We start from the raw sequence: 12,716 nt of genomic DNA on the forward strand, positions 1-12,716 counted from the left end.
TTGCAAGAAGAAAGAGAGAACAAAAATGATTAGAATTTATAAAGGTTCCATAAAAAATGAAGTTGATGAGGTAGCTATCCAACAGGAAATATCTTCTTATTTACAATTAGATAATATTAATTTTTTGATAGGAGCGGGGTGTTCAAGTAATATTGTTGATGGCGTAGAACAGGGAATTCCGGGAATGAAAAAATTATATGATGATTTCTTTACAGACCATGATGATTTTAGTGCTGCTGGACTTGAATTGAAGGATAAATTTGATTGTAATTTAGAGAAGATGTTGGAGGCTTTAGGTGCAATTCAAGTTGCAAATGGCATAGTTGAGATTGATAAGGAAATAGATAAAAAAATCACTTTGGTGCAAACATTCATTCGTGAAAAGATTATTGCGGGACTTCATGGTAAAGAAGTTCTTTCAATATATAAGGACTTCTATAAAAAAATGATTTCAGAAAGTAGGAAGGCTCCGATAAATATATTTACTACTAACTATGACTTATATAATGAACAGGCACTCGATTTTTTGGGATTTCCATATAATAATGGATTTACAGGAACATATAAAAGAAAATTTAACCCAGCAAGTTATAAGTATGCCTATGTAGAGGATATGAATCTTTCAAAAGAAGTATGGGAGAGAGTTCCAAATTTTTTTAATTTATATAAAATTCATGGGTCAATTTCTTGGTATAAAGATCAGGGAGATATTTTTGAAAAAGATTATGCGGATATTGAAAATGATGAAACTGTAATGATATATCCTACACCTCTTAAAGATAGGACAACTTTAATGGTTCCATATTCTGATTTGTTTAGAAACTTTGAAAGTTCGTTACTCAAGCAAAATAGTGTACTGATAACTTTAGGGTATAGTTTTGCAGATGATCATATAAATCGATTAATATTGAATGCATTGGCAATTCCAACATTCAAGTTAATAGTTTTTGGTCAAAGTGATGCAATAGAGAAATTAATTGATTTAGATGATAAAAGAATAATTGTCATTAACTCAGATGATAAGATTCATTACTTTAAAAATTTTGTGGATAAGGTTATGCCGGAACAATCTATTAACACAAAAGAAATGATAGACATGCCTACTGTTACCAAAATAATTAGAGCGTTTGAGGAGAAAAAATGAGTAGTAGAACAATTGGAAAGATAGTTTCTATTGGAACTAATGGAATCGTTGCAGAAGTATATGATTCTTTAGGAAGTTATGTAAACACAGTGGATGGAATTCGCTTTGTTGGTGAGGTAGGCTCTTATGTCTCAATATATGAGATAGGGCGAACCATTATTGCTGAGATAGAATCAGTTGCAGAAAAATCATCAATCGTTAATGGAAATAATTTGAACAAGGCGAATAGTAATAGACAAATTTTTTTGAATTTAATAGGAGAAATTATAGACAATAAGTTTTTCTTTGGTGTTTCAAAAATGCCATTGATATTTTCAGAAGTAAATATTATTTCTGAAAAAGATTTAATGATAATGCTTGAAGTTGGAAATGAAGAAGAGGAAGTTGAAGAGGGGAAAACTAGGGCACTTCTTTTGCCAATAGGAGAATCAGTAATTTTTAGTGATTATACAGTTAAGATAAATATTGATAAATTTTTTGGCTTTCATTTTGCAGTTTTTGGTAATACAGGAGCTGGTAAATCGAATACGATTGCGAGGATATTACAGAATATTTTTTTAAAGACAGATTATTCGGCGAAAGGAGCAAAATTTATTATTATTGATTCAAATGGTGAGTACCACAAGGCATTTGAAAATATTAATGGAATAAATAACCAGATAAAAGAAACTGTTTTTGTTGTTGATTCCGATACAAATGATGGAAAACTTGAAATACCTGTATGGGCTTTATCAGCAGATGACTGGGCGATTTTGTTGCATGCATCTGAAAAAACTCAATTACCAGTGATAAAAAGAGCTATTGATATAGCGAGAATTTTTTATGATGAAGACAATACAGACAATGCTATTAAAAATCATATTCTTGCTTCAACGTTGTTAGGTATAATAAATAGTTCTGATTCATCACCTTCTAAATATGATAAATTGGTAGCAATAATGACACATTTTGCAACTGAGGAGATTAATATTAACGTAGTAATAAGCGAAGATAAACAATTAACATTAAAGCAGGCTATAGCAATTACATATGGAAATATGAATAATGAAGAGGATGCAATTAATTTCTTAACTGAGTTTGTTGATCAGGAATTAATAGGAAGAGTATCAACAGATAAAGAAGTAATTTACGATTTAGCAGAGTTTTCTCAAGCTGTGGAATTTGCAACTCTTTATGAAGGAAGTGTAAGTTCACAAAGAATCCAGGAATATACAGCAACATTAACAACTAGATTACAAGCAGTTAAAGATGGTATACAGGGAAAGATTCTTTCTAAGACAAATTATAGTTCATTAGATGAATATGTTGATCATTTTGTAGGAAACTGGCAGATAATAGATGTGGATATTAGCAGCTTGGATGATTCATCTGCAGAGGTAGTGGCAAAAGTATTGGCTAAATTGTTATTAGATTATGTGAAACGGAGAGAACATAAAGCTGATATGCCAATTAATTTTATAATTGAAGAGGCTCATAGATTTGTAAAAGAGGATTCTTATTACGGAGTTGTTGGGTACAACATTTTTGAGAGAATTGCAAAAGAAGGCAGAAAATATGGATTCCTTTTAGGAATATCATCTCAACGACCTAGTGAACTGTCAAAAACAGTAGTGTCACAATGCAGTAATTTTATAATTCATAGAGTGCAAAATCCGGACGATTTGAAATATATATCAAGCATGGTGCCGTATATTAATAACAATATGATTGAAAGATTAACATATCTTCAGACTGGCAACGCATTAGTATTTGGCACGGCGATAAATATTCCTACATTAACAAAGTTTGAACAAGCAAATCCGTCTACAGATAGTGAGAATGCAAAAATTACTGAAAAATGGTATATACAGTAGGGACATATGCTATATCCCTTAGTCACTAAGGGCGCACTTCTATACCTACCTATACGGCAGGTGATGTGCGCCCTCATTTTATTTCGGGAGTTGCGGGATAAATCCCGGTCAAGGCTATACCTTGCGCAGACGAGGTCCGCTATCCACACATTGCGGCAAGCCGCTATTTTCTCTTCTTTTTGCCACGTCCGTTTCCTTTGGCAGATTTGAATGCTGTCGAATACCGTTCCACAATATCCATAAAAGTCTTGAATTCATAAGGATCCATTTTCGTAAAATTCATTTGAAAAAGTTTGCTGTATGTCAGCATCTGCTTTTGCGTTATGCTGTCTGCTTTCTGGACTTCCTCGCAGGTATCCATGAATTCGTCAAAAACAGTATCATCGCTTCCGGTATTGGAATCTTTTTTATGTAATTCACGCAGATTTTTTGCAATCGCAGAAATATCATTTCCCAACAGATTATCAAAATAATTATCCTCATCAATGAGAGCTGCTTTTAGTGAACGCATATAGTGATCACTGTCAGAGAGGGCATATTTGTTTTTTATCATTGCCCGGTTGTGCTCTATGTATTTGTTCATATTACGGATTTGAGCAGATGCCAGATTGTCAACATAGATTTCAAGGTCAGATAAAAAATCTGGAAAATGAGGATCCTTTATCATTTCACAAATTAGCCGAACATTCAGATTGCGTTCTTTTAACAAATCTATCGTATCATCATCAAGACCGAGTTCATCAACAGGGCAAGGATGGCATTCACAGTTTCCTGTAATACCCAGTAAGTAATCACTGGTTACTCCATAGAATTCAGCCAGAGTAACGATTGCATTCATGGTAATCGCATTCTTGGTATCATCACTTTCGTAGCTTCCTAGGGCAGATTTTGAGATGCCTGTTTTTTCAGAGAGTTCTATGAGAGAGAGTCCCTGTTCTTAAATCTTTTAATTTTTCTTGTAGCGTCAATTTACAATTCATAGATTAGAGTCCTTTTTATTTAATAGCAATAAAATCTCTTATATCATACAACGGAACATATGTTCCTATCAAGACGAATTTCCAAAAGAGTGGAAATTTTTATTTTTTTTGCAAAAATCCTACCTTTCGGATATACGGGAAACACACATTGAATTTGAGAAAATCTCTATACAACTTCATGAGCATTCCAAATCACTACTGTATCGGGAAAGTCGGGCGATGATCCGGAAATAATCCGGGGAGCCGGCCAAGAGCGTGATAACGGCACAGTCCAAAATAGTCTATAAGGCTAAAAAAACCAGAGGTTACCTGCCGGGAAATGATGAGGTGAAATGACAAAAATGAATTTTGGATAGGGAGGATTTCAAATGGAAGAAAATGAAAAGTTACACAAGATTCGTGTAGAACTTGAAAAAGCAAAACAAGAAAAACAACAGGCAGAGAGGCAGATTGTAAGAGCAGAGAATCGTATGAAGTATCGTGAGAATCTGAGCAGGAAGGCAAGAACACATAGATTAATTGTGCTTGGTGCGGTTATGGAACAGTATTTTCCAGAACTGAAAGAGTTATCGGAAGTACAGCTTGGTCAGATGATGGAGCATCTGGATATCAATGCACTTCATGAAGCGTTTTATATGGCTTTGGCAAATAGCAAGCAGGAGGATTGTTGATGGCGATTTATCATTTTCATGTAACACAGGTTTCCAGAGGAAGGGGGCAGTCAGCAATCGCAGCAGCAGCGTATCGAGCCGGTGAAAGACTACAGGATCATTATTATGGAGAATATGCAGATTATACAGCAAAAGGTGGAGTGGTTTACACCGAGATTATAACTCCTGATTATGTGCCAGAGTCTTTTCATGACAGGGAAACATTATGGAATGAAGTAGAGAAGGTAGAGAAGCATCCCAAAGCACAGCTTGCATATAGCTTTGATTTTGCACTTATGAATGAATTTTCAATGGAAGAAAACATTATTCTTGCAAAAAGATTTATCAATGAGAATTTCATTAGTAAAGGAATGATCGCTGATATGGCTGTTCATAATCCCGACAAAAAGGAAAGAGATAATCCTCATGTTCATGTACTCTGTCCAATCAGACCAATGAATACGGATGGAACATGGGGAGAAAAGCAGAGAAGAGAATACCTTTTTGATGAGGATGGAAAGCCTGTTCTTGATGGAAAAGGACATCAGAAGTTCAATGCGGTTCCTATGACAGATTGGGGAAGACCGGAAACACTTGAATCATGGAGAAAAGCCTGGGCGGATATGGTAAATGAAGAATTTCAGAAAAAAGGAATGCAGGAGAGGATTGATCACAGGAGTTATGAAGCACAGGGAATTATGCTGATTTCACAGATTCATGAAGGACCAAATGTACGAAAGATGGAGGCAAAAGGAATTCGTACAGAGAAAGGAAGCCTTAATCGTTTGATTAAAGAAATCAATCAGGGAATTCTTTTGTTAAAGGAAAAGGTCAAAGATATTATGGATGTTATTTCTGAACTATCGGAGGAAATGCATAGAAACGAGAAATCCACAAAATCAGATCTTCCACAGTGTCTACAAAAGTATTTTGCGGACAGAAATGAAACGGCTGAATCTTATAGTTATGGAAAGAACAAGGCAAGAAAAACAAATTTGAAGAAAATGGCAGGCTTGATACTTATATGGTTAAGCCGAATGCAGATATAAAAGTAACAGTAAATGCACCGGGCAGTTATTTGTCTGATGAAACTATTATTGAGAAGATGTTTACTTCCGCGAACGGAGAGAAAACCAAGGCATTGTGGAATGGTGGTAACGATGGGAAATCAGCAAGTGAAGGTGACTTGGCTCTTTGTAATATTCTTGCATTTTGGTGTGGAGGCGATGAAGAGCAGATGGACAGATTATTTCGCTCATCTTCAAGAATCCGTGACAAGTGGGATGAAGTTCATGGTGTTGAAACCTATGGGAATATAACCATAAAAAAGGCAATTAGAAGTTGCAAGGAGTTCTACAAGCCACTTGGTAAAACTGTGGCAACAGAGGATTTCAATGAATTAGTTTTGGTACTTATTAAATTAAAGCCGGAATCAAACCCTCGTTATAAACATGGGGATTTGGGTAAAGGCAGATTATTCGCAGATGTTTTTAAGAATATTGCGAGGTATGTTCCTGAACGCAAGAAGTGGTATATCTACGATGGAATACGATGGGTAGCAGATGTTGGTTCATTAAAGGCTATGGAAATTACAAAGGATCTGGCTGATGCAATTACAATTTATTCCACAACCATAAAGGATGAGGCTACAAGGGAATTCTTTACAAATGATTTTGTCAAGAAGTGGATTCAGAGAGGGATGAGGACTACCTATATCTCTGATGCAGAGAGCGTTTACCCGGTTCCAATGAAAAAGTTTGATTCAGATATTTATCTGTTTAATGTTAAGAACGGAACCATTGATTTGAAGGATAGGTCATTTCGAGAACATCGTCCGGAAGACTTTATAACAAAACTGTCTCCGGTAGACTATATGCCATTAGCAAGAAATGAGAGATTCTTGCAGTTTGTAGATGAAATCACAAGTGGAGATACGGATAAAGCAAAATATCTTCAGAAATCTCTTGGCTATTCATTGACCGGAGATACTCGTTTTGAATGTATGTTTTTCCTTTATGGAGAGACTACGAGAAATGGAAATGGAACTTTGATGGAGAGTGTGCTTCTTGTCTGTGGTGATTATGGAACGACTGTTAGACCAGAAACCATAGCACTTAAGTCAAATGCTAACAGTCAGAGTCCATCTGAGGATATATCAAGACTGGCGGGCATCAGATTTGCCGATATTTCAGAACCGAGTCGGGGATTACTTCTTAATGCTGCACAGGTCAAAAACATGACAGGAAATGATACATTGAATGCTCGTTTTCTTCATGAAAACAGTTTTGATTTCAAACCACAGTTCAAGCTTTATGTGAATACCAATTACCTGCCTGTAATTACAGATATGACAGTATTTACAAGTAATCGTGTTCTAATAATCCCATTTGACAGGCATTTTGAAGAGAGGGAACAGGACAAGACATTAAAGGCTGAGTTCGAAAAGCCGGAGGTGCAGAGTGCTATTCTTAATTGGCTTCTTGATGGATATGACCTTCTCATGGGTGAGGGGTTCAAACCACCACAATCCGTAATTGAGGCTACTGCGAATTATTGCCATGAGAGTGACAAGATATCGCAGTTTGCAGAGGAAAAGTTAATTGAGGATGAAACGGCAGAGGTTAGAACTTCTGTGGTCTATGAGCATTATAAACATTGGTGTGATGATAATGGTTGTTATTCCGAGAATAGCAGAAATTTTAATCAAGAGTTACGCAAATTTGGGAATGTAGGGAGGCGAGCATAATGCATATAGTTGAAACAGAGAAAAATAATGATGCGTTGCCTGTCAGTGAGAAGTTTATGCTCACAATTAAGGAGGCAGCAGTTTATTTTTTAATATTGGCATTAAAAAGATGAGAAGGATTGCAGAGGATAACCTTGGAACTGTGGCAGTTTATTGTGGAAACAGGTTCTTGATTATCCGTCCGAAGTTTGAAGAATTTATCCTTAATTCATCAGAAATATAATTCCTTTTATCTGCCGAAAGTAGTTGCTATTTCTGGGGAGTAGAGCGAATATACGATGAACCAATTAAACCCTTGAAAACAGCCACTTTCGGCAGAAAGGAAGTGTATTATGGCAAGACCAAATTTAGCAGAAAAGGATATATTGAACCCTTCGGAGGCAATCGACTATTTCGTTCTGAGCCGAAGAAAGTTCTATGATTTATTGAAAAATACGGATGGTGAGGATTTCTTGGCATACTACGGAGAACGCAAGCTGATTCTCCGTGTTGCATTTGAAAAATATCTGCTGCACCATCCAGAGTTGAGGAGGCGGGGATAATGGCAAAGGCAGGAAGAGGACAGACAAGGCGGGATTCCAAACACAGAGTTCTCAGGCCGGGAGAAAGCGTAAGAGCAGATGGAAAATATCAGTATAAATACCATGTCGATGGAAAACCACATTTTGTCTATAGTTGGAAACTGGAACCAACGGACAAACTGCCAAAGGGCAAAAAGCCATGCCTGTCACTCAGAGAATTGGAGAAGCAAGTCAATACGGATTTGGATTTGCTTATAAATATCGTGGACTGGCAGATGACAGTGTGCGAATTGGTAGACCGTTATCTGAAAACCAAAACAGGAGTAAGGCAGAGTACCAAGCAAGGATATGTTACAGTGCAGAGATTACTTGCAAAGGAATCTTTCGGGAAAAAGACAATCCGAAGTGTGAAAACATCGGATGCCAAGTTGTTTCTTATTAAACTGCAACAGGAAGATGGGAAAAGCTACAGTTCCATTTATACAATACGGGGAGTGCTGCGACCAACTTTTCAGATGGCGGTGGATGATGACATTCTTGTAAAGAATCCATTCGGATTCCAGCTTGCCGGAGTATTGGTAAATGATGCAGTGACAAGAGAGGCAATTTCCAAAGACCAGATGCGGAAGTTTCTAAAGTTTGTGCATGACGATGTGGTGTATTGTAAATATTATGAAGTGGTGTACATACTCTTTCATACAGGAATGCGAATCTCTGAATTTTGTGGATTGACACTGAAGGATATTGATTTGGAGAAACGAACAGTGAATATCGACCACCAGTTGCAGAGGACATCGGATATGCGATATATCATAGAAACCACAAAGACAGATGCTGGAACAAGGGTACTGCCAATAACAGAGGATGTAGCAGAAATGTTTCAGGCAATTATCGAGGACAGGAATGCTCCCAAGGTGGAAAAATCTATAGATGGCTACAGTGGATTCCTTTTCTATGATGATAATGGAATGCCCCTTGTAGCAATGCATTGGCAGCATCGATTCAATCACATGGTTGGCAGATACAATGACATTTATCGGGTGCAGATGCCAAATATCACACCTCATGTATGCCGACACACCTATTGCAGCAATATGGCAAAATCGGGAATGAATCCCAAGACATTACAGTATCTTATGGGGCATTCGGATGTATCAGTCACAATGAATGTGTACACACATATCGGATTTGATGATGCTGAGGAAGAACTGAAACGAATATTTGAAAAATACTTAAATAAACATCCAGAGATTAGAAGGAGGGAACGCTGATGGCAGGAAAAGCAGGACTTCGAAGAGATTCAAAGCATAGAGTGCTTAGAAGAGGAGAATCAATAAGAGCAAATGGAAAATATCAATTTAAGTATCATATAGGTGGAAAACCACACTTTGTATATAGCTGGAGATTAGAACCTACGGATCCACTCCCGGTTGGTAAAAAGCCATGCCTTTCGCTGAGAGAACTGGAAAAACAGATAGGATATGACCTGGATAACCGATTGGATCCATTAGGAAAGAATATTACGGTGAATGAATTGGTGGAGAGATACCTCAGAACTAAGGTGGGAATGCGACCGAACACATTAGCCAATTATAATTTTGTGAGAAATATTCTGAAAAAGGAGTCTTTCGGAAGTCAAAAGATTTCAAAAGTTAAGACATCTGATGCAAAACTGTTTCTTATAAAAATGCAGCAGGAAGACGGAAGAGGGCATAGCACGATAAAGACAGTGCGTGGAGTTCTCCGTCCGGCATTTCAAATGGCGGTAGATGATGATGTCCTTATGAAGAATCCTTTCCAATTTGAACTTGCGGGAGTGGTAGTAAATGATGCTGTCACAAGGGAGGCAATCACAAAGGATCAGATGCGAAAATTCTTAAAGTTTGTACATGATGATGTAGTTTACTGCAAGTATTATGAAGTGGTATACATTCTTTTTCATACAGGTATGCGAATTTCTGAGTTTTGTGGATTGACTATGAAAGATATTGATTTAGAAAAAAGAACCATCAATATCGACCATCAGTTGCAGAGAACTTCAAAGATGGAGTATGTGATTGAACCGACAAAGACAAATGCCGGAACAAGGGTAATTCCAATGACAAAAGAAGTCACAGAAATGTTTCGGGCAATCATTCAGGACAGACCAGAATATAAAGTGGAGAAAGTGGTAGGTGGATACACAGGATTTCTTTTTCTGGATAAGAATGGAATGCCACTGGTTGCCATGCATTGGGAACACAGATTTAATAGTATGGTGGGCAGGTACAATGAGATTTATAAGGCTCAGATGCCAAATATCACGCCTCATGTATGCCGTCATACGTATTGCTATTGCTCCAACATGGCGAAATCGGGAATGAATCCTAAGACTCTGCAGTATCTGATGGGGCATTCGGATATTGCCGTGACACTTAATGTTTACACCCACATTGGACTTGAGGATGCGGAGAAAGAACTTCAGAAGATGCAGGGATTGGAAAATGCAAGAAAAGAGATGGGACTTTCGGACAAGGACGACAAGCCTTTGAAACAGAATATGTTCAAGGTGTTTTGATAATAGAATATTGATATAAATTTGTGGCACTCAGGCTTATAGCTTGGGTGCCTTTTTGACTGGTGAGAATGTAGTTTATATGGTAAAATATCATAAAGCGGATTTTGACTATGTAGGAGAGGGATGATTTTTATTTTGGAAACCGTAGTAGAAAGAATAGATGTTATGGTAGGAATGAAATGTGGGTGTTTGCAAGTTTTAGATGATGGTGAAGAATATAGAAAAATTATAGAAAAACGCATATCTAATATAGAAGAAGAAAAGAAAAATTTTCTTCAAACTGTGGAAAAAGGTGAATATGCTCGAAGAGATTGGCATGGGTGGAATGGAGAAAAAAGTATTATTACACCAGCATATTTATATAAGCCTGTTAATTTTGAAGTTTATGGTGATTCGGTTACGATTGCTGATTTTGAAAAAGTTATTTCCAGTTTACATAAAGAAAAGGAAATCATACATTATAAATGTAAGTGCAGAAAGTGTGGAAAAATACGATATTATTCTGAACGAACATTGAAAACAGAACCGAAGGTCTGTTATAAGCCAATGTATTGCTCATCGAAGTTTACTTATTCTATAAAAGCTAGTAATGCTAATTACAATAAAAGAAGGAAGTATGAGAACAATGAAGCAGTATGTTTGGTAGATAATAAAGATAAGATTGTTCCGGCAACAGACTATTGTGATGCATGGAATGAAAAAAGAAGCAAGGAATTAATAAAATTAGCAGAAAAGGATGCAAGGACAATAGCTACAATTCCGAGAAAACTGGCAAAGAATTATAATATTGATTATGTGGGAAGAAGGTACGAGTCGCTTGATGTACTTGAATGTGTGAACGATTCATTAGAGAGTGTACCTACCCCATATTATACTCAACGACATGAAAAGAAATATCATGATATTACAATATATAAAGAGTATCGTTGCAGATGTTATTTGTGTGGAAAAGAAAAATTGATAAAGTGCGATAAATTTGGCATTTTTCCACCTACTGAATATGGATATAGAGCCTATGGAGGATATTGGAGTGATGTTTTCTGTGATTGCCATGCGATTTCTTCGTTTCAGTGGATTGTAACTGATATTTTGATGAAAAATGGTATTGATTATAGGGTGGAAGTCTCTTTTGATGGGGTGCATGGAATTGATAATGAAACACCGCTACGATTTGATTTTGCTATATATAAAGAAGGAAAGGTATGGGCATTAATTGAATGTCAAGGTGAGCAGCACCTTATGCCAGTTGAAGAATTTGGCGGAGAACATAAATTTATTATCCAACAAAGAAATGATAAGGAAAAAAGAAAGTATGCAAAGGAACATAAAATAAAGTTAATTGAGATTTCATACAAGAATAAGAAGTATGAAACTGTGGAATCTATATTGAGAGATCAAATTGTTATTTAATTTAAAAAATAAGGATGTGACAAATAAAATGAAATATATAGATGCAAGAACACAAGAGTCCTTAAAACAAGGAATAATGGAATTCTTGAATCTTTCGGCAAGTGAGATGATACAGATTTTTATGTCCATTTATGAAGATACAGAAAAGGAGCCATGGGAATGGGTTAGTGATTTCCTTTCTGATAATATGGTAGATGAGGTACTCGAACATATTCAAATGTTTCATCTTTCTCGAAGATTGGAAGGAACTGATCCGAAGAAGAATAACAATTTGGAGCAACTCTTGTTAGAAGATTCTCCATTATCAAACTTTTTCAAAAAGTATAAAATAACCTTTAAACCGAGCAAAGGTCATATTGACTTGTATTACAAGGACGAACTACAATTACTTGATAATGAATTTAGATATGATGGTGGGAATGTCTGCTATATAAAGTCTAGGCTGGGATACTATAAGAATCAAGATTACTGTGTAAATGGGTTTGCGTTTCGGTCATATTTAGAGAACAATGGTTATTTTTCGTCATTGTCGAGTTGCCCAGAATTGGTAGGAAATATAGAAAGTCTTTTGGGTATTCGTGGAATGGTCACTGATTACTATGATAATAGTAAGTATTATTGTATTGAGTATTTGATACCTATGTCAGATGTGATTTTTGATATGGGAAATCCACCAAAAACAGATTATGAAAAGACAGTAGAATTTTTGAAGCAAGCAATATTAAGATTATATGATGAATGGGTAGGAAGTAGTTTTATTTGTGATGAGAATCTTATATTAAGGATTTCGGATGATGCCAATATTAAACCAGAGTGGTTTGTGATGGCAGAAGAACTATAATGAACGCATACGAT

The 12,716-nt window shown here is 36.3% G+C and carries 10 protein-coding genes and 2 pseudogenes; 11 read left to right on the forward strand and 1 reads right to left on the reverse strand.

The window, feature by feature from the left end:
- Positions 1 to 25 precede the first annotated feature (25 nt).
- Both DW183_RS05700 and DW183_RS05705 read left to right on the forward strand, forming a co-directional pair.
- Positions 26 to 1,144, forward strand: coding sequence for an SIR2 family protein (locus DW183_RS05700; RefSeq protein WP_118281019.1), 1,119 nt, complete (start codon positions 26 to 28; stop codon positions 1,142 to 1,144).
- Positions 1,141 to 2,997: an ATP-binding protein gene (locus tag DW183_RS05705; RefSeq protein ID WP_118281020.1), complete on the forward strand. Its 1,857-nt coding sequence runs from the start codon at positions 1,141 to 1,143 to the stop codon at positions 2,995 to 2,997. The genes DW183_RS05700 and DW183_RS05705 overlap by 4 nt, the downstream gene beginning before the upstream one ends.
- Before the next feature lie 163 nt (positions 2,998 to 3,160).
- Here DW183_RS05705 and DW183_RS05710 read toward each other — a convergent pair.
- Positions 3,161 to 3,922 (reverse strand): annotated as a pseudogene (locus DW183_RS05710) (helix-turn-helix domain-containing protein); the annotation flags it as partial.
- Positions 3,923 to 4,345: 423 nt separating this feature from the next.
- Between DW183_RS05710 and DW183_RS05715 the strand changes: the two are divergent.
- From DW183_RS05715 to DW183_RS05755, 9 genes and pseudogenes are all read left to right on the forward strand, one after another.
- Entirely contained in the window at positions 4,346 to 4,648 is a 303-nt protein-coding gene (locus tag DW183_RS05715) for a DUF3847 domain-containing protein (protein ID WP_118281022.1), read from the forward strand.
- Positions 4,648 to 5,676, forward strand: coding sequence for a MobQ family relaxase (gene mobQ / locus DW183_RS05720; RefSeq protein ID WP_118281023.1), 1,029 nt, complete (start codon positions 4,648 to 4,650; stop codon positions 5,674 to 5,676). The genes DW183_RS05715 and mobQ overlap by 1 nt, the downstream gene beginning before the upstream one ends.
- Positions 5,652 to 7,373, forward strand: a complete 1,722-nt coding sequence (locus DW183_RS05725) for a DNA primase family protein (RefSeq protein ID WP_118281024.1) — start codon at positions 5,652 to 5,654, stop codon at positions 7,371 to 7,373. The genes mobQ and DW183_RS05725 overlap by 25 nt, the downstream gene beginning before the upstream one ends.
- Positions 7,373 to 7,596, forward strand: a pseudogene (locus DW183_RS12860) (excisionase). The gene DW183_RS05725 and the pseudogene DW183_RS12860 overlap by 1 nt, the downstream one beginning before the upstream one ends.
- A gap of 109 nt (positions 7,597 to 7,705) precedes the next feature.
- Complete coding sequence (locus DW183_RS05735) at positions 7,706 to 7,915, forward strand: excisionase (RefSeq protein WP_118281025.1); 210 nt, start codon at positions 7,706 to 7,708, stop codon at positions 7,913 to 7,915.
- Positions 7,915 to 9,165 (forward strand): tyrosine-type recombinase/integrase, encoded by a 1,251-nt coding sequence (locus tag DW183_RS05740; protein ID WP_118281026.1) that lies wholly within the window; start codon positions 7,915 to 7,917, stop codon positions 9,163 to 9,165. The genes DW183_RS05735 and DW183_RS05740 overlap by 1 nt, the downstream gene beginning before the upstream one ends.
- The gene (locus DW183_RS05745; RefSeq protein WP_118281027.1) at positions 9,165 to 10,451 is read left to right on the forward strand and encodes a site-specific integrase; all 1,287 of its coding nucleotides are present in this window, start codon (positions 9,165 to 9,167) and stop codon (positions 10,449 to 10,451) included. Before DW183_RS05740 ends, DW183_RS05745 begins: the two co-directional genes overlap by 1 nt.
- Before the next feature lie 135 nt (positions 10,452 to 10,586).
- On the forward strand, positions 10,587 to 11,861 hold the full coding sequence (locus DW183_RS05750) for a hypothetical protein (RefSeq protein ID WP_147403367.1): 1,275 nt from the start codon (positions 10,587 to 10,589) through the stop codon (positions 11,859 to 11,861).
- 28 nt (positions 11,862 to 11,889) lie between these two features.
- On the forward strand, positions 11,890 to 12,702 hold the full coding sequence (locus DW183_RS05755; RefSeq protein WP_147403368.1) for a hypothetical protein: 813 nt from the start codon (positions 11,890 to 11,892) through the stop codon (positions 12,700 to 12,702).
- Positions 12,703 to 12,716: the final 14 nt, after the last annotated feature.

Origin of the sequence: Roseburia sp. AM16-25, assembly GCF_003473825.1 — a bacterium.
Taxonomy (GTDB): domain Bacteria; phylum Bacillota; class Clostridia; order Lachnospirales; family Lachnospiraceae; genus Pararoseburia; species Pararoseburia lenta.

Coding starts and splice junctions, on each gene's coding strand:
- mobQ (WP_118281023.1), top strand. CDS start 4,648: ATGGCGATTTATCATTTTCATGTAACACAGGTTTCCAGAGGAAGGGGG.
- DW183_RS05705 (WP_118281020.1), top strand. CDS start 1,141: ATGAGTAGTAGAACAATTGGAAAGATAGTTTCTATTGGAACTAATGGA.
- DW183_RS05715 (WP_118281022.1), top strand. CDS start 4,346: ATGGAAGAAAATGAAAAGTTACACAAGATTCGTGTAGAACTTGAAAAA.
- DW183_RS05740 (WP_118281026.1), top strand. CDS start 7,915: ATGGCAAAGGCAGGAAGAGGACAGACAAGGCGGGATTCCAAACACAGA.
- DW183_RS05735 (WP_118281025.1), top strand. CDS start 7,706: ATGGCAAGACCAAATTTAGCAGAAAAGGATATATTGAACCCTTCGGAG.
- DW183_RS05725 (WP_118281024.1), top strand. CDS start 5,652: ATGGTTAAGCCGAATGCAGATATAAAAGTAACAGTAAATGCACCGGGC.
- DW183_RS05745 (WP_118281027.1), top strand. CDS start 9,165: ATGGCAGGAAAAGCAGGACTTCGAAGAGATTCAAAGCATAGAGTGCTT.
- DW183_RS05755 (WP_147403368.1), top strand. CDS start 11,890: ATGAAATATATAGATGCAAGAACACAAGAGTCCTTAAAACAAGGAATA.
- DW183_RS05700 (WP_118281019.1), top strand. CDS start 26: ATGATTAGAATTTATAAAGGTTCCATAAAAAATGAAGTTGATGAGGTA.